This is a genomic window from Acidimicrobiales bacterium (assembly GCA_035512495.1).
Classification (GTDB): Bacteria; Actinomycetota; Acidimicrobiia; order Acidimicrobiales; family CADCSY01; genus DATKDW01.
In genome coordinates this window covers 1-17,518 of the sequence record DATKDW010000076.1, presented here as the reverse complement: position 1 = coordinate 17,518, position 17,518 = coordinate 1, and the positions used below count along the sequence as shown (strand labels likewise).

The 17,518-nt window shown below is 73.7% G+C and carries 15 protein-coding genes; 11 read left to right on the top strand and 4 right to left on the bottom strand.

Translation table 11 applies throughout. The features are described from left to right. Positions 1–26 precede the first annotated feature (26 nt). From VMN58_11220 to VMN58_11205, 4 genes are read left to right on the top strand one after another with little or no spacing between them, the layout of a single operon-like run. Positions 27–965, top strand: coding sequence for an ABC transporter ATP-binding protein (locus VMN58_11220; protein ID HUF33764.1), 939 nt, complete (start codon positions 27–29; stop codon positions 963–965). Beyond that, a complete protein-coding gene (locus VMN58_11215; GenBank protein ID HUF33763.1) occupies positions 958–1,824 on the top strand; it encodes an ABC transporter permease in 867 nt (288 codons plus the stop codon). Before VMN58_11220 ends, VMN58_11215 begins: the two co-directional genes overlap by 8 nt. Continuing rightward, the gene (locus VMN58_11210; GenBank protein ID HUF33762.1) at positions 1,821–2,732 is read left to right on the top strand and encodes an ABC transporter ATP-binding protein; all 912 of its coding nucleotides are present in this window, start codon (positions 1,821–1,823) and stop codon (positions 2,730–2,732) included. The genes VMN58_11215 and VMN58_11210 overlap by 4 nt, the downstream gene beginning before the upstream one ends. Continuing rightward, positions 2,729–3,433: a hypothetical protein gene (locus tag VMN58_11205; protein ID HUF33761.1), complete on the top strand. Its 705-nt coding sequence runs from the start codon at positions 2,729–2,731 to the stop codon at positions 3,431–3,433. The genes VMN58_11210 and VMN58_11205 overlap by 4 nt, the downstream gene beginning before the upstream one ends. Here VMN58_11205 and nirD read toward each other — a convergent pair. Both nirD and nirB read right to left on the bottom strand, forming a co-directional pair. After that, entirely contained in the window at positions 3,426–3,788 is a 363-nt protein-coding gene (gene nirD, locus VMN58_11200; GenBank protein ID HUF33760.1) for a nitrite reductase small subunit NirD, read from the bottom strand. The two genes, VMN58_11205 and nirD, sit on opposite strands and share 8 nt — an antisense overlap. Continuing rightward, positions 3,785–6,367, bottom strand: a complete 2,583-nt coding sequence (gene nirB / locus VMN58_11195; GenBank protein ID HUF33759.1) for a nitrite reductase large subunit NirB — start codon at positions 6,365–6,367, stop codon at positions 3,785–3,787. The genes nirD and nirB overlap by 4 nt, the downstream gene beginning before the upstream one ends. Before the next feature lie 191 nt (positions 6,368–6,558). On the opposite strand from nirB, the gene VMN58_11190 reads away from it, so the two are divergent. The 7 genes from VMN58_11190 to VMN58_11160 all read left to right on the top strand — a co-directional run bounded on the left by VMN58_11190 (position 6,559) and on the right by VMN58_11160 (position 15,806). Further along, the gene (locus VMN58_11190) at positions 6,559–8,124 is read left to right on the top strand and encodes a NarK family nitrate/nitrite MFS transporter (GenBank protein ID HUF33758.1); all 1,566 of its coding nucleotides are present in this window, start codon (positions 6,559–6,561) and stop codon (positions 8,122–8,124) included. Continuing rightward, on the top strand, positions 8,121–9,800 hold the full coding sequence (locus tag VMN58_11185; GenBank protein HUF33757.1) for a DmsC/YnfH family molybdoenzyme membrane anchor subunit: 1,680 nt from the start codon (positions 8,121–8,123) through the stop codon (positions 9,798–9,800). The genes VMN58_11190 and VMN58_11185 overlap by 4 nt, the downstream gene beginning before the upstream one ends. Then, entirely contained in the window at positions 9,797–12,013 is a 2,217-nt protein-coding gene (locus tag VMN58_11180; protein HUF33756.1) for a nitrate reductase, read from the top strand. Before VMN58_11185 ends, VMN58_11180 begins: the two co-directional genes overlap by 4 nt. 87 nt (positions 12,014–12,100) lie before the next feature. Continuing rightward, the gene (locus VMN58_11175; protein HUF33755.1) at positions 12,101–13,237 is read left to right on the top strand and encodes a uroporphyrinogen-III synthase; all 1,137 of its coding nucleotides are present in this window, start codon (positions 12,101–12,103) and stop codon (positions 13,235–13,237) included. A 39-nt stretch (positions 13,238–13,276) separates the two neighbouring features. Further along, positions 13,277–14,260: an alpha/beta hydrolase fold domain-containing protein gene (locus tag VMN58_11170; protein ID HUF33754.1), complete on the top strand. Its 984-nt coding sequence runs from the start codon at positions 13,277–13,279 to the stop codon at positions 14,258–14,260. A gap of 2 nt (positions 14,261–14,262) precedes the next feature. Next, entirely contained in the window at positions 14,263–14,808 is a 546-nt protein-coding gene (locus tag VMN58_11165) for an acyltransferase (protein HUF33753.1), read from the top strand. A 32-nt stretch (positions 14,809–14,840) separates the two neighbouring features. After that, positions 14,841–15,806 carry a zinc-binding dehydrogenase gene (locus tag VMN58_11160; GenBank protein ID HUF33752.1) on the top strand — a complete coding sequence of 322 codons (966 nt, stop codon included), beginning with the start codon at positions 14,841–14,843 and terminating at the stop codon, positions 15,804–15,806. A 57-nt stretch (positions 15,807–15,863) separates the two neighbouring features. Here the strand turns inward: VMN58_11160 and VMN58_11155 are convergent, their stop codons facing one another. Continuing rightward, positions 15,864–16,289: a nitroreductase family deazaflavin-dependent oxidoreductase gene (locus VMN58_11155; GenBank protein HUF33751.1), complete on the bottom strand. Its 426-nt coding sequence runs from the start codon at positions 16,287–16,289 to the stop codon at positions 15,864–15,866. Positions 16,290–16,333: 44 nt separating this feature from the next. Next, on the bottom strand, positions 16,334–17,518 hold a 1,185-nt coding region (locus tag VMN58_11150; protein ID HUF33750.1), incomplete at its 5' end, for a GNAT family N-acetyltransferase.

The window sequence follows — 17,518 nt, the reverse complement described above, 5'->3', positions numbered from 1 at the left end:
TCCTACGACCGGTAGCGTCGGCGCCGATGACCGTCGTGTTGGCCCAGGGGGTGGTGAAGTGCTGGGGCGCCACGACCGCCCTCGCCGGCGCCACGTTCGAGGTGCACTCCGGCGTGACCGGCCTCCTCGGCGCCAACGGTGCCGGCAAGACGACCCTCCTCGGCCTGCTGCTCGGGTTCCACCGGCCCGACGAAGGGACGCTGCAGGTCCTCGGCCTCGACCCCACCGTGGCCGGCCCGGCGGTGCGCGAGCGCATCGGCTACGCGCCCGAGTACGACGCCCTCCCCGGCGACGAACGGGCCCACGACCTCGTCAGGCACCTGGCGGAGGTGCACGGCCTCCCCCACCGGGAGGCGGTGGGGCGGGCCAGCGACGCCCTGTGGCAGGTGGGTCTGGGCGAGGAGCGCTTCCGACCCGTCGGGACGATGTCGACGGGCCAGCGCCAGCGGGTGAAGCTCGCCGCCGCCCTCGCCCACGACCCCGCCCTCCTCCTCCTGGACGAGCCCACCAACGGCCTCGACCCGGTCCAGCGCGACGAGATGCTGGCCCTCATCAGGCGCATCAGCCACGACATCGGGATCGACGTGGTCCTGTCGTCGCACCTCCTCGAGGAGGTGGAGCGCACCTGCGACGCGGTGGTGATCCTCGGCGACGGGGTCGTCGCCGCCTCCGGCTCCCTCGATGCGCTCCGGGGTGCCGAACGGGGGCTCGCGGTCGATGTCGTCGACGCCGACTCGGCTCACACGCTCCTGGTGGCGCTGGCCGCCGTGGCCCCGGAGCTCCCCGTCGAGCAGGACGGACCGCGGCTCGTGGTCGCCGGCGACGCCGGCACCGCCGCCGACGCGGTCCGCGACGCCGCCGCCCGCGCCGGCGTGCCCCTGCGGCGCCTCGCCCCCCGCACCACCACCCTCGAGGAGGTCTTCCTCGCCTCCGGCGCGGCGACGGGCGAGGCCGGCCGTGGCTGACGCCCGCATCGTCGACCGCGGCTACCGCCCCTACGACGGTCCGCGGAGCGGGACCAGGGGCGCGGTGCGCAGCCTGGCCTGGCACAGCGTGCTGCGCGCCCTCGGCCTCAAGCGCTCCCCGTGGGCGAAGGTCTTCCCCGCTCTCTCGGTCCTGATCGCCTACCTGCCCGCCGCGGTGTTCGTCGGCGTGGCCGCGCTCCTCCCCGAGAACCTCGCAACAGACACCGGCCTCCTGCCCACCTACGCCGACTACTACGGCTTCATCAGCGCCGCCATCATCATCTTCGTGGCCCTGGTCGGCCCGGAGGTGCTGTGCACCGACCGGCGCAACGGCATGCTCGGCCTCTACCTGGCGTCACCCCTCACCCGGGCCACCTACCTCGGGGCCAAGGTCCTCGCCGTGGCCCCGGTGCTGGCGCTGGTGACCCTCGGGCCGCTGCTGTTGCTCCTGGTGGGGCTCACCTTCGCCGACGCCGGGCCCGACGGCATGGTCGACTTCCTCGGGATCCTCGCCCGCATGGTGGCCGGCGGCGTGGTGATCTCGGTGGCGTACACGGCGATCTCCCTGGCGGCCGCCAGCCTCACCGACCGCCGAGCGGTGGCGTCGGCGGCCGTCATCCTCCTGCTCCTGGTGTCGGCGTCGGCCGCGAGCACGCTCGTGGGCATCGGGGGCGACACCCGCATCCAACTGCTCAACCTCTTCTTCCTGCCCTTCGAGCTGGTGCAGCGCATCTACGGCCAAGTCGGCGAGGAGCCCGCCATCGCCACCCTCGAGCTGGTCGCCGCCACCTTTGCGTGGACGGCGGCCGCCGCCGGCGTGGTCTGGGGCCGCTACCGCCGCCTGCAGGTAGCGCGATGATCGAGGTCGAGCGGGCATCGAAGTGGTTCGGCGATGTGGTCGCGGTGTCGGAGGTGACGTGCCGGGTCGGCCCCGGCGTGACCGCCCTCCTCGGGCCCAACGGGGCCGGCAAGTCGACGTTGCTCCGGATGATCAGCGGGCTCACGCCGCCGTCGCAGGGGACGGTCCGCGTCCTCGGCCAGGCGCCGCACGGCTCGCCGGCGCTGTACCGGCGCATCGGCCTCGTCCCCCAGCAAGAAGCCCTCTTCGACCGTCTCAGCGGACCGGCCTTCGTCCGCCTCGCCGCCGACCTCCACGGCCTCGACGCGCCCGGGGAGGCGACCGAACGGGCCCTGAGCGAGGTCGAGCTCGACGGGAGCGACGACCGGCCGCTCGCCACCTACTCCAAGGGCATGCGCCAGCGGCTCAAGGTGGCGCAGGCCATCGTCCACCAGCCCGACGTGTTGCTCCTCGACGAGCCCCTCGAGGGCCTCGACCCCCGCCAGCGCCTCCACCTCATCGGCCTCGTGACCCGCATCGCGGCGTCGGGCCGCTGCGTGCTCGTCTCCAGCCACGTGCTGGAAGAGGTCGAGCGCTTCGGGTCCCGGGTGCTGGTCATCGCCCAGGGCCGACTCGCCGCCGAGGGCGACTTCCGCGCCATCCGCGAGCTCATGGACACCCGGCCCCACCGCCTCCGCCTGCGCTCCGACCGGCCCCGCGAGCTCGCCGCCGCCCTGGTCGCCTCCGGACTCGTCGCCGGCGTCCGGCTCGACGGTGCCGGCACCGTGCTGGTCGACGTCACCGACGTGGCCGCCTTCCGGCGTGGCGTGGCGCCCGCCGCGGTGGAGGCCGGCGCCCGCCTCCTCGAGCTGGTGCCCCTCGACGACGACCTCGAGAGCGTGTTCCGCTACCTGGTGGAGCCCCGATGACGGCGCTGTACCGGCTCCTCCTGCGGAACCAGGCGACCACCGGCCGGGTGCTGGCCCTGTGCGGGCTGGGCCTCGTCGGCGTGCTCCTCGGTGTGGCCATCGGCGCCTCCACCGCCGCCGACCCGCTCGACGAGGGCACGATCCTGATCTCCACGTTCGGCCTGTCCCTCTTCGTGCCGGTCACCAGCCTGGTGCTGGCGGCGACGGTGCTGGGCGAGCCCAACGAGGACGGCACCCTCGTCTACCTGTGGTTGCGGCCCATCGCCCGCTGGCGGATCGTCGCGGTGGCGCTGGCGTCGTCGCTCACCGTGGTGGTGCCGGTCGCTGTCATGCCACTCGCTCTGGCCGCCGCGCTGACCGGCGGGGGTGCCGAGCTCGTCACCGCGACCGTCGCGTCGGTCGCGCTGGCAGCGGTGGCCTACACCGCGGTGTTCACCCTCCTGGGGCTGCGGGTGCAGCGGGCCCTGGTGTGGGGCCTGGCCTACATCCTCGTGTGGGAGGGCTTCGTGGCCCGGGCCGGCTCGGCGGCGTCACAGCTCGCCATCCGCAGCCACACCCGGAGCGTCTTGACCCTCCTGGCTGACGGACCGGAGCGGCTGGCCGACGTCACCATGGCCACCGGGGTGACCGTCCCGCTCTTGGCCGCCGCCGCCGCGGTGGCCCTCACCGTGCGCCGCCTCTCGACCCAGGACGTCAGGTAGCCATGCCCTCCTGGGCCGCCACCAGGACCACCCCCTCGACCACCTCGGTCCGGTGGGCCGGGAGGGCCACCGAGGGGTCGTCGAGGCACGCGCCGGTGCGGAGGTCGAAGCACTGCTTGTAGACCGGTGAGGCGACCACGGGGACGCCGGCGCGGTCGCCGACGATCCCCCGGGCCATCACCGAGGCGCCGCTGAAGGGATCGAGGTTGCCGAGGGCCCACACGCTGCCGTCGGCCAGGCGGAACACCGCCACCTGTTCGCCCTCGACCAGGGCGCACACGCCCGTCTCGGGCACGATCTGCTCGGCCGGGCAGACCGCCACCCACGTGGTCGTCACCTCGGTGCCGGCGCTCATCGTCCACCCACCCCCGCCGTCACGGTCACGGCGACCTCGGAGGCGGCGCGCTCCTCGGCCGAGGCCGGCCGGCGCTGGCCTCGCTCGCGGACGTAGGCGAGATCGACCTCCACCGCCTCCGGCTCGTTCACGAAGGGCGTGAACATGGCCAGCTTGGCCGGGTCGTCGAGGGTCGCGGCCCACTCGCAGCGGTAGGTGTCGACGTGGTGGTCCATGGCCGCCTCCAGCTCGGCGGCGAGGCCCAGCGAGTCATCGACCACCACTCGGCGCAGGTGCTCGAGGCCGCCGTCGAGCTTGTTGAGCCAGGTGGCCGTGCGCTCCAGCCGGTCGGCGGTGCGCACGTAGAACATGAGGAAGCGATCGATGTACCGGACGAGCGTCGCCGTGTCGAGGTCGGTGGCCAGCAGCACCGCGTGCTGGGGCTTCATCCCCCCGTTGCCTCCGACGTAGAGGTTCCAGCCGGCCTCGGTGGCGATGACGCCCACGTCCTTGCCCTGGGCCTCGGCGCACTCCCGAGAGCACCCCGACACCGCCAGCTTCAGCTTGTGCGGTGAGCGCAGCCCCCGGTACCGCTCTTCGAGGGCGATGGCCAGGCTGGTCGAGTCCTGCACCCCGTAGCGGCACCACGAACGCCCGACGCAGGACTTCACCGTCCGCAGCGACTTGCCGTAGGCGTGGCCAGACTCGAAGCCGGCGTCGACCAACCGCCGCCAGATCGACGGGAGCTGGTCGAGGCGGGCCCCGAAGAGGTCGATGCGCTGTCCGCCCGTGACCTTGGTGTAGAGGTCGTAGTCGCGGGCCACCTCACCGAGCACGATCAGCCGCTCAGGGGTGATCTCCCCGCCGGGCACGCGGGGGACCACCGAGTAGGTGCCGTCCCGCTGCAGGTTGGCGAGGAAGCGGTCGTTGGTGTCCTGGAGGGAGGCGTGGTCGCGGTCGAGCACGTGCTCGTTCCACAGCGTGGCCAGCATCGAGGCCACGGCCGGCTTGCACACCGCGCAGCCCCGGCCGGTGCCCCAGCCCGCCACCAGCTCGGCGAAGGTGCGGACCCGGCGGACGCGCACGATGTCGAAGAGCTCCTGGCGGGTGTGGGGGAAGTGCTCGCAGAGGCTCCGGTCGACCGCGACGCCTGCCCGGGTCAGCTCGTCGTCGAGGATGCCGCTGATCAGGGGGGTGCACGAGCCGCAGGTGGAGCCGGCCCGGGTGGCGTCCCTCACCTCGCCGACGGTCGTGAGGGCGCAGTCGGTGATGGCGGCGCAGATGGCGCCCTTGGTGACGTTGTTGCAAGTGCAGACGGTGGCGCCGTCGTCCATGGCGCCGGCACCGGGCAGGGGCGACGACGCGCCGGCGAGCGACGGCAGCACCAGCAGCTCGGGGTGGGCGGGCAGCGTCGCGCCGGAGGCGTGCAGCTGGTGGAGGGACGCGTAGTCGGAGGCGTCGCCGACCAGCATCCCCCCGAGGAGCCGTAGGCCGTCCCCGCTCACCACCAGCTTCTTGTAGGTCGCCACCGACGGATCGGAGGGGCAGGCGTCGTGCCACGTGAGAATCCGAGCCCCGGGGGTGGTGGCGTGGGCATCGCCGAAGGAGGCCACGTCGACGCCGAGGAGCTTGAGCTTGGTCGACAGGTCGGCGCCGGTGAACGTCGCATCGCCGCCGGTCAGGCGGTCGGCCACGACCCGGGCCATCGAGTAGCCGGGGGCAACCAGGCCGTACACCCGACCCTGGTGGCTGGCGCACTCACCGACGGCGTACACGCGCGGGTCGGCGGTGCGGCAGGCGTCGTCGACGACGACACCGCCGCGCTCCCCCACCTCGAGGCCGCAGCTGCGGGCCAGGTCGTCCCGGGGGCGGATCCCGGCGGAGTACACCACCAGGTCGGCGACCAGGTCGGTGCCGTCGGCGAAGGCCAGCCCGGTGACCCGGTCGCCGTCGCGGCGAACCTCGGTGGTGACCTTGGCCGTGTGCACCCCGATGCCGATCGCCTCGATGGCCGACCGCAGCACCGAGCCGCCGGCGTCGTCCACCTGCACGGGCATGAGCCGGGGGGCGAACTCCACCACATGGGTCTCGAGCCCGAGCTGGCGCAGGGCGTTGGCCGCCTCCAGGCCGAGCAGCCCGCCGCCGATCACCACCCCTGTGCCGCAGTCGGGGGCATGGGCGATGATGGCGTCGAGGTCGTCGAGGGTCCGGTAGACGAAGCACCCGGGCCCGTCTCCGCCGGCCACCGGCGGCACGAAGGGGGTGGACCCGGTGGCGAGGACGAGGGCGTCGTAGCAGACGACCTGGCCCGACTCGGCGGTGACGGTCCGGGCGTCGCGGTCGATGGCGACCACACGGTCGCCCACCACCATGCGCACCGCCGGGTGGCCGACCACCTCGGGCGCCGCCAGGTTCAGCTCGGCGGCCGACGCGCCGGCGACGTAGGCGCTGAGGTTCACCCGGTCGTAGGCCAGGTGGCGCTCCTCACCGAAGGCCACCACGTCCCACCTGTCGGTGGCCCCGTCCTCCACGAGCACGTCGAGGAGCTTCTGGCCCACCATCCCGTTGCCGATCACGACCACCGTCTGCTTCGACTGCATGGGACGAACGTACGGACGCTGCGTCACCCGTCGGTTGCCGCCGTGGGACGGCTCGGTGAACGGCCACGCACACCGGGCCGTAGCCGCTGCGAGGTCCCTCACACCGGCCCGCCGGTGTGGCGAGGCGGACGTCGACGAGGCGTAACCCGGCCGAACCCGAGGGGAAACGCGCCCCGGGCACGATCGCCGCCATGCCCCCGACCGCACCCTCCCCCCGCGCCGTCGCCGGCGACCGGGCGTCGGCCCGGATCGCCGGCCTCTGCTCCTTCCAGGGCCGGCACCGCACCCTCCACCTGACCTGGTTCGCCTTCTTCCTGTCGTTCGTGGTGTGGTTCAACTTCGCGCCCTTCGCCTCCACCATCGGCGACCAGCTCGACCTCTCCACCGGTCAGCTCGGCACCCTGGCCCTGTGCAACGTGGCGCTCACGGTGCCGGCGCGGATCCTCATCGGCATGGCCCTCGACCGCTACGGGCCCCGCCGGGTCTTCGGCGCCATCCTCCTGTACAGCCTGGTGCCCTGCCTGCTCTTCGCCACCGCCACCACCTTCACCACCCTCGTGGTGAGCCGCCTTGCCACCGGCCTGGTGGGCGCCGGCTTCGTGGTGGGCATCCGCATGGTCTCGGAGTGGTTCCCGCCCCGCGAGGTCGGGATGGCCGAAGGGGTCTACGGCGGCTGGGGCAACTTCGGGTCGGCGGCGGCCGCCTTCTCCCTCCCCCTGCTCGCCGGCGTCGTTGGAGGCGACTCCGGGTGGCGCTGGGCCACGGCGGCGACCGGCGTCGTCGCCGCCACCTACGGCCTCGTCTACCTGCGGTCGGTCAGCGACACCCCCGAGGGGCGCAGCTACGCCCGACCCCGGCGGCAGGGGGCCCTCGAGGTCACCGGGCCCGGCGCCGTGTGGGGCCTGGCTGCCCTGACCGTGCCCCTCACCGGGGTGCTCGGGCTCATCGCCTGGCGCGTGTGGCGGGTGGACGTGCTACCCACAACCGGGCTCTGGGTGGTGGGCATCTCCCTCGTCGCCCTGCTGGCGCTGCAGCTCCAGCGGGTGATCGTGGTGAACCGACCCGCCCTCGCCGACGAGTACCCCGAGGGCGACCGCTACCCCTTCCGCTCCGTGGCCATCCTGTGCGTCGCCTACGCCTGCACGTTCGGATCCGAGCTGGCCGTCGTCTCCATGCTCCCGCTGTTCTTCGCCGACACGTGGGGGCTCGGGCCGGCCCTCGCCGGTGCGGCAGCGAGCGGCTTCGCCTTCATGAACCTGGTGGCCCGACCCGCCGGCGGCCTCCTCTCCGACCTGCTCGGCAGCCGCCGCCAGACCCTGCGGGCCCTCCTCGTCGGCCTCACCGTGGGCTACCTGGCCATGGCCGCCCTCGGGCCGTCGTGGCCCGTGCCCGTCGCCATGGCCGTCACCATGGCGTGCTCGTTCTTCGTGCAGGCGGGCGAGGGCGCCACCTACGCCATCGTCCCCCTCGTCAAGCGGCGTGTCGGGGGCCAGATCTCCGGCATGGTCGGGGCCTACGGGAACGTGGGAGCGGTCTGCTTCCTCACCGTCTTCCTCTTCGTGAGCCCCGCGGTGTTCTTCATCGTGATCGCCGCCGCCTCCGTCCTCGGCAGCGTGGCCTGCGCCTTCCTGCCCGAGCCCGACGGCGCCTTCGACGCCGAGCTGGCGGCCGAGGACCCAGGCGACGAGATCGTGGACCTGTCCGCCGTGGCCATCCCCGCCGCCGAGGAGCGGCGAGTGGCTGTGACCAGCTCGTGACGGCGGCCGCCACCAGCCTTGCCGGGGCGCAGCTGTCCCGCCCGGCGCCGACCGGGGAGCAGGCACCGTCGACGCCCCTCGACCACTGGCTCGCCGCCCAGGGCGACCTGCGGGCGGTGGCGCGCTTCACCCAACGCCACGAGTCGGGGACCGTGCCCGCCCACGCCCGGTACTACCGCGATCTCATCCCCCTCACGGCGCCCGGGCCGGGCCAGCAGTACGGCTTCGAGGTCGATCTCGACGCCTGCACCGGGTGCAAGGCGTGCGTCACCGCCTGCCACCAGCTCAACGGACTGGAGGACGAGGAGTCCTGGCGCTCGGTGGGCCTGCTCCACGGCGGGTCCGGCGGCCCGGCGGTCCAGCAGCACGTCACCACCGCTTGCCACCACTGCGTGGAGCCCGCCTGCCTCCAGGGCTGCCCCGTCGAGGCGTACGTCAAGGACCCAACCACCGGGATCGTCCGCCACCTCGACGACCAGTGCATCGGGTGCGGGTACTGCACCTGGACCTGCCCGTACGAGGTGCCCACCATGAGCGCTCGCCTCGGCATCGTGCGCAAGTGCGACCTCTGCACCGACCGCCTGGCCGCGGGCGAGGCGCCGGCGTGCGTGCAGGGATGCCCCAACGGGGCCATCCGCGTCGGACTGGTCGACGTGGCTGCTGCGCGCGTGGCGGCGGCCACGCCGCTCGTGCCCGGGGCCCCGGCATCGACGACCACCGTCCCCACCACCACCTATCGGTCGGCGACCGGGATCGACCCCGGCCTGGTGGCCGCCGACGCCTCCGCCGTGGTCCCGGGCCACGCGCATCCGTCCCTGGCGGTGATGCTCGTGCTGACCCAGCTCTCCGTCGGAGCCTTCCTCGTTGACCTCACCGTTCGGCTCCTGGCCGCCGGAGGCGCCGCCGAGGCGCTGCCGTCGAACGCCGTCGGCGCCCTCGTCGCCGGGCTGATGGCGCTCGGGGCGTCGGTGCTGCACCTCGGGCGCCCGCACCTGGCATTCCGTGCCGTGCTCGGCGTGCGCCGCTCGTGGCTGAGCCGGGAGATCGTGGCCTTCGTGGCCTTCGCCGGTGCCGCCGCCGCCCACGCGGGCGCCACCGTGGGCGGGGTCCCGCTCGCCTCGGCGACGGGCGCCGCCGTCGCCGGCGCGGTGGTGGTCATGGGCGTGACGGGGGTGGCGTGCTCGGTGATGATCTACGCCGCCACCGGCCGGCGGTGGTGGCGGGTCGGTGCCACCGGCCCCCGCTTCGCCCTCACCACCGTGTCGTGCGGTGCCGCCACCGTCCTGGCAAGCTCGCTCGCCGCCGGTGCCGACGGCGCGCCTGCCCTGGTGGCGCCCCTCACCACCACCGTCGTGGCGTCGGTGATCGCGAAGCTGCTCCTGGACGCCTCGGTGGTCCGCCACCGCCACGGCTCCGGTGAGCTGCGGGGCACCGCCGTGCTGCTGACCCGCGACCTGCGGTCCACCTCGGTGCGCCGCCTGGCTGCCGGCACGCTCGGGGGCGTGGTGCTCCCCGTCGCCGTGCTGGTGACCGCACGGTCGCCGGTGCCGAACGACGGGCTCGTCGTCGCCCTGGCCGTCGCCGCCCTCGCACTCCTCGTCGCCGGGGAGCTGCTCGAGCGGAACCTGCACTTCACCGCCTCCACCCCGAGGCGCATGCCGGGGGCGCCCACGTGAGGCTCCTCGACCGTCTCCGGTCGCTCCTCCACCAGGACGACGGCCCGCTCACCGCCGACCTGTCGCGCCGACCCGGCGGCTTCGGCATCGGCCAGGTCCCCGCGCGCCGGGCCCCCGACGCCACCACCTCGATGATCTGCGGGTTCTGCTCCACCGGATGCTCGCTCGACGTCCACCTCCGCGACGGGCAGGCGGTGGGGCTCACCCCGAGCACCCACCACCCCGTCAACCTGGGCATGGCCTGCCCCAAGGGCTGGGAGGCGCTCACGCCGTTGTCCGGGCAGGGACGGGCCACCACCCCGCTACTGCGAGGCCCGGGAGGTCGGCTGGAACCGGTGAGCTGGGAGGTGGCCACCACCACGTTCGCCCGTCGCTTCCAGCAGATCCAGGCCGACCACGGCCTCGACTCGGTGGCCTTCCTCGGCACCGGCCAGATGCCCTCCGAGGAGCTGGCCCTCCTCGGTGCCGTGGCCAAGATCGGCATGGGCATGGTCCACGGCGACGGCAACACCCGCCAGTGCATGGCCAGCTCGGTGGTGGCCTACAAGGAGTGCTTCGGCTTCGACGCCCCGCCCTACACCTACGCCGACCTCGAGGCGTCCGACGTCATCGTCCTGGTGGGATCCAACCTCTGCATCGCCCACCCCATCCTCTGGGAGCGCATCACCCGCAACCCCCACCACCCCGAGATCATCGTCATCGATCCCCGCGTCACCGAGACGGCGATGGCGGCCACCACCCACCTCCCGCTGCTCCCCAAGAGCGACCTGATGCTGCTCTACGGCGTGGCCCGCCTGATCATCGAGCGGGGGTGGGTCGACGAGGCGTTCGTGGCCGCACACACCGAGGGCTACGACGCGTGGGCGGCGGCGGTGGCTGACTTCACGGTGGAGCGGGTGGGCGCGGCAACCGGCCTCAGCGTCGAGCAGCTCGAGGGCCTCGCCCGCAGCATCGGCACCGGGGAGCGGGTGTCGCTGTGGTGGACGATGGGCGTGAACCAGGGCCACGAAGCCGTGCGCACCGCCCAGGCGATCATCGGCCTCGCCCTCATGACCGGCAACATCGGCCGGCCGGGCACGGGTCCCAACTCCATCACCGGCCAGTGCAACGCCATGGGGTCACGCCTCTTCGCCAACACCACCAACCTGTTCGGAGGTCGCTCCTTCACCGACGCCGGCGACCGGGCCGAGGTCGCGTCGATCCTCGACGTCCCCGTCGAGCGCATCCCCGACCGGCCGTCGTGGGCCTACGACCAGATCGTGGAGGGCATCGCGTCCGGCGCCATCCGCGGCCTGTGGGTGATCGCCACCAACCCGGCGCACTCCTGGATCAGCTCCACCGACCTCGACGGCCTCCTCGACCGCCTCGACCTCCTGGTCGTCCAGGACATGTACGCCACCACCGAGACGGCCCGCCGGGCCGATTTGGTGCTCCCCGCCGCCGCATGGGGGGAGAAGGAGGGCACCTTCATCAACTCGGAGCGCCGCTTGGGGGTCATCAAGGCGGTGTCGCTGGCGCCGGGTCAGGCGCTCGCCGACTTCGCCATCCTCCGCCTGCTGGCCGACGCCTGGGGCTGTGGCGAGCTGTTCGAGCGGTGGACCTCCCCCGAGGCTGCATTCGCCATCCTCCAGGAGCTCTCCGCCGGACGCCCGTGCGACATCAGCGGCATCGACGGCTACCGCCACATCGACGATGCCGGCGGCATCCAGTGGCCCTGCCCCGCCGGCGCCGAGGTGGTGGCGGGCGACGAGCGACGCCTCTTCGCCGACGGCCGCTTCCTCCACCCCGACGGCAGGGCCCACTTCGTGGCCGATGTGCCCCGTGCCCCCCGGGAGGCCGTGAGCGATCGGTTTCCGCTGGTGCTGCTCACCGGACGGGGCAGCGCCGCCCAGTGGCACACCGGCACCCGCACCTCCACCTCGGCGGTGCTGCGCAGCCTGGCTCCCGAGGGAGCATGGGTGGAGGTGAACCCGGTCGACGCCGAGGTGGCGGGCGTGAGCCCCGGCGACGAGGTGGAGGTCGCCTCGGCGCGGGGCACCATGCGAGCTCGAGCACTCGTCACCGCCACGGTGTCGCCGGGCCAGGTGTTCGTCGCCATGCACGACGCCGCCACCAACCGCCTCACCCACCCCACCGTCGACCCGCACTCGCGCCAACCGTCGTACAAGCACGCTGCGGTGGCCGTCCGCGCCCTCGCCCACTGGGAGCGGTGACCCCGGAGCCGTTCGACGGTGACCGAACCACACCTGCGGACATCCCTCGGCAACGGTGGCGAAACATCGATGTCCGACACTGATGCAATGGCCCTCTCCCCGCTCACCGGCTTCTCGGTCGGGATCACCGCCGATCACCGGTGGGAGGAGCAGGCCCAGCTGCTGGAGTGCCGGGGCGCCGCCGTGGTCCACGCGCCCACCATCCACACCCTCCTCCTGGGTGCGTCCGACGCCCTGCGAGACGCCACCGAGTCCCTGATCGCCGAGCCACCCGACCTGGTGCTGATCACCACGGGGCTCGGGGTGCGCGGCTGGATGGCCACGGCCCAGAGCCAGGGCCTCGACGACGACCTGCTCGCGGCACTGGTGAGCGCCCAGGTGTTGGCCCGCGGCCCGAAGTCGGCCGGCGCCGCCCTCACAGCGGGCCTGGAGATCGCGTGGTCGGCACCGAGCGAGCGCTCGACCGAGCTGCTCGAGCACCTCGGCGCCGACCTGGCCGGCCTGCGGGTGGCGGTGCAGCTCGACGGGAGCGAGACCTCCACGCTCAGCGACGCCGTGCGGGCTCGGGGCGCCGACGTGGTGGAGGTCCCCGTGTACCGCTGGACGCTGCCCGACGACCTGCGCCCGGCCGAGCGCCTGGTGGTCGCCGCCTGCGAGGGCCGCCTCGACGCCGTCACCTTCACGAGCGCCCCTGCCCTCGAGAACCTCCTCGGGGTGGCAAGGGGGCTGGGCCGCCTCGACGAGCTGGTCGCCGCCGCCGCCGGCCCGATCCTGGTCGTCTGCGTCGGGCCGGTGTGCGCCGGCGTCGCCGCCCGCCACGGCCTCACCCGGGTGGTCGAGCCGCCTCGGGCCCGCCTCGGGGCCATGGTCGGCGCCCTGTGCTCGGCCCTCGAGGGTCGAGGTCGCCGAGTGGTGGTCGGTTCCCGGGTGGTCGTGCTCCAGGGCAGCACCGCCGTCATCGACGGCGTCGCGGTGGCGCTGACCAACCGGGAGCGGGCCGTGCTCGACGTGCTGCTCGAGCGCCCGGGGACGGTGGTGGCCAAGAGCACCCTGCTGCGCCAGGTGTGGGGTCCGGGTGAGGCCGACGAACACGCCGTGGAGGTCACCGTGGCCCGCCTCCGTCGCCGGCTCGGCCCCGCCGGCAGTGCCATCGAGACGGCAGTGCGCCGGGGCTACCGCTTCGTGGCCGACGACGTGGAGGCGGTGACGGGCCTACGGGCCTGAAGGGCGCTCCGGTCGACGGGAGGTGCCACCATGCCCTCCGTGCTGGTGCCCTTCGACGACGATGCGCTGGCCGAGGCGCGGGCGACCAACGACCGCTTGGCGACGACACTCGCCGGTGGAGCCCCGCCCGCGGAGGTCGACCTCGACGAGGCACGGCGGCTGCGGTCCACCGGCGGGGGGCCCTTCCCCGGGCCAGTCAGGCTCCCCCAAGCCGAGGACCGCACCGTGCCCGGCCCCGCCGGTGATCTGACGGTTCGCCTCCTCGTTCCCCCGGACCCGGTGGGCGCCTGCGCCTTCGTCCACGGCGGCGGCTTCACCACCGGTGCCGCCGACCAGCAGGACGAGCCGCTGTGGGACCTCGCCGTGCGCACCGGGTTGGCAGTGGCCTCCGTCGAGCACCGCCTGGCACCCGAGGACCCCCACCCCGCCGCGGTCGACGACTGTGAGGCGGCCCTCCGCTGGTGCATCGACTGGGCGGAGGGCGAGCTCGGGAGCGACCGGGTCGCTGTGTCCGCAGAGTCCACGGGCGCCCACCTCGCCCTGTCGGCCCTGCTCCGCCTCCGCGGCGACGGCCTCGCCGGCGCCGTGGGTGCCCTCGACCTGCTCTACGGGATCTACGACCTCTCCCTCACGCCGAGCGTGCGCGCCCCGGCCGAGCGCACCGTCCTCCTCGACCGGGCGACAGTCGAGTGGTTCGTGGAGGCCTACACGCCGGGCCTCACCGCCGAGGAGCGGCGCCGTCCGGACGTGTCGCCGCTCTACGCCTCCCTCGCCGGCCTCCCCCCGACGCTCGTCTCGGTCGGGCTGCACGACCCACTCCTCGACGACTCCACGTTCCTCGCCGCCCGGCTGGCGGCCGCCGGGGTGGCGGTCGAGCTTCGCACCTATCCGGAGGCATATCACGGCTTCACCACCCTGGGCACCCGCATCGGCGACGCCGGGCGGGCCGGCCAGGCCGAGTTCCTCCTGCGCGCCCTCGCCATACCCGACCGGGCGCCTACCGCCACGACTGGAGCCCTTTGATGATGGAGCCCTTCGACCCCGACCAGCTCGCTGCCTTCGGGCCCCACAGCGTGCTGCACCAGCCCGTCTTGTCGGTGGTGAACCCTGGCGGCGTGCACGTCGGCTCCTGGGTCAACATCGGCGCCTTCGCCGTGATCGAGGCGCTCGTGCCCGAACGGGGCGTGACGGTCGAGATCGCCGACGGCGCCTACCTAGGAAGCTTCCTGCGCCTCACTGCGGTGGGAGGGGTGCGGATCGGGGCCGAGGCGATGATCGCGGACCGCGTCTACATCTCCGACACCGGCCACATCTACGAGGACCCCACCGTCCCCATCAAGCGCCAGGGGCTGCGCGACGGCCGCCGGGTCGAGATCGGCGAGGGGGCCTGGATCGGCATCGGCGCAGTGATCGTGGGCAACGTCCGCATCGGTCGCAACGCCGTGGTCGGGGCCAACGCCGTGGTGCGCGACGACGTCCCCGACCTCACCGTGGTGGCGGGCAACCCCGCCCAGGTGGTGCGTCGCCACGACGGCGACGAGTGGCGCTGGGTGACCGGCGCCGGCCCCTGAGGCTTCCCCGCTGCGCCGGTAGGGTCGGCGCCGTGCTCGCCGTGACCGCAACCGCCACCAACCCCGACACCCCCCTCGACGGCCTCGCCATCGGCGACCGGCCCGACCCGTCGCCCCCGGAGGGCTGGACGACCGTGACGGTCAGGGCGGCGTCGCTGAACCACCACGACCTCTGGACGCTGCGGGGCGTTGGCATCGACCCGGATCGCCTGCCGATCGTCCTCGGCTGCGACGCGGCCGGGATCGACGAGGACGGCCGCGAGGTGATCGTCCACTCGGTGATCTCCACCCCCGGTTGGTCCGGTGACGAGACCCTCGACCCCAAGCGATCGCTCCTCTCCGAGGTCCACGACGGCACCCTGGCCGAGCGGGTCGCCGTCCCCCGTCGCAACGTGGTGCCCAAGCCGGCCGGCCTCTCGTTCGAGGAAGCGGCGTGCCTGCCCACGGCGTGGCTCACCGCCTACCGGATGATCTTCACCAACGCCGCCGTCGACCCCGGCGGCACCCTGCTCGTCCAGGGCGCCGGCGGTGGGGTGTCCACCGCCCTGATCGCCCTGGGCCAGGCCGCCGGGTACCGCGTCTGGGTCACCAGCCGCAGCGAGGAGAAGCGGGCGCAGGCGGTCGCGCTCGGCGCCCACCAGGCCTTCGAGAGCGGCGCCCGGATGCCCGAGCGGGTCGATGCCGTCATGGAGACCGTGGGGGCGGCCACCTGGAGCCACTCCCTCAAGTCGCTGCGACCCGGCGGCACCCTGGTGGTCTCCGGTGCCACCAGCGGCGCCGACCCGTCGGCCGACCTCAACCGCGTCTTCTTCCTGCAGCTGCGGGTCATCGGCTCCACCATGGGCACCCGCGACGAGCTCGACCGCCTGGCACGGTTCTGCGAGGTCACGGGCGTCCGGCCGGTGATCGACACCGTGCTCCCGCTGGCCGACGCCCGCACCGGCCTCGAGCAGCTCGCCGCCGGCGACGTCTTCGGCAAGGTCGTGCTCACCACCTGATCTCGGAGCAGCCCGGCGCCTGACCGGCTGACGCCCTTAGGCGGGACCCTCGGTGGGCTACCCCTCGAGGATCGCCAGCGGGATGTCGCGGTCGGTGCGCTCCTGGTAGCCGGCGTAGCCCTTGTAGGTGGACACGATCCTCGGCCACAGCTCGGCCTTCTCCTCGTCGGTGGCGACGCGGGCCCGCATCGGGCGGTCGGCGCCGTCCATGAGCACCCGCACTTCGGGGTGGTCGCGCAGGTTGAGGAACCAGGTGGGGTGACGGCTGTCGCCACCGTAGGAGGCGACGAGCACGACCCTGCCGTCCTCGACGATGGGCGCGGTGAGCATGGTGGTTCGCTGCTTGCCGCTCCGACGCCCGGTGGTGGTCAGCACCAGCACGGGCATGCCGGCAACCCGGCCCAGCAGTCGGCCACCGGAGGCCTTGAAGACCGCCTCGTGCCCGGTCGTGACCACCTTGGCGATCTTGTCCTTGAGGTTCATGTGCCCACCCTACGAGGGGGTGGGCCTGGCAGCCGAGTGGCCGGTCAGAACTCGGTGGCACACCACGGGGCAACGCCCCAGCCGAGGATGACGTCGGCCCTCGCCAGCGCGCCCGGCTGCAGCTCGGTGACCCGGCCCGCCCGGGCGAGGGTCGTGGCGCTGACCCCGCCCAGGTAGAGGGCCCCCAGGTCGTCGGCCGACAGCGCCAAGTCGGCATCGTCGGTCGTCCGCCCTGCGGTGGCGCCGTCCGGGCCGCCCTCGAGCGCCCACCGGCCGTCGTTGGCAGGGCGGAAGGGGTCGGTCAGGTCGAGCACCAGCCGTCCATCCACCGGGTAGCGGCGCGCCTCGAGGGCGACGGCGACGTCGAGCACCCGCACCCAGAGGTGATCGGTCACGGCCCGGATCTGGAGCCGCCGGGGATCGGCGAGGCGCCACCGAAGGACCTCGTCGACGGGCCGGCCGTGCGTGCGGATCGTGCGCACGAGGTCGGTGCCGATCAACAGCTCCCAGAGCGCAACCTCGACCTCGTCGTCGACGGCGTAGAGGTCGGGACGGACGTGGATCTCGGCTGCGGGGAGGCCGTGGTCGTGGGCAGACTTGCGCCGGTAGGTGACGACCCCGTCGGCCACGCCGGCGGGATCCTCGTGGACGGCGTGGAACAGCGCGGACAGGCCGTTGCGGTCCGACGGCTCGTCGGCGAGGTGCAGGTCCCACCACGCCTCGCTCCGAGTCAGCTGGCCCGGGTGGCGGTGGCGCGACCGCTCGTAGACGTCGGGGAGCACCTTGCGGGCCTCGGCGGCGTCGACGATCCGGCACCGTCCCGGCGCCGTGGAAGGGCGAGCCAGAGTGGTGCCGAGCGTCGGCAGGGTCCACCCGCTGTACGAGGCGGCCAGCCCGTAGCCGTAGCGGCCGTAGAGGACGGTCTCGGACGCGGTGAGGATGGCCACCGCCTCGCCCCGCTCGGCGATGTCGTCGAGCTGGTGATCCATCATCCGGCGCAGCAGGCCCCGCCGGCGGTGCGTCGGGCGCACCGAAACGGCGGTGACGCCGGCGACCGCGGTGTCGGTGCCGCCCGGGAGCGACATGTCGAAGGAGAACGCCCCCGCGGTGCCCACGATCTCACCCTCGTCGACCACCGCGATGGTGCGGTCCAATGGCGTCACCGAGCGCCACTTCGCCACCTCCTCGTCGCTGGCGACCTCACCGAAGGCGGCCTCGACCGTGCGGGC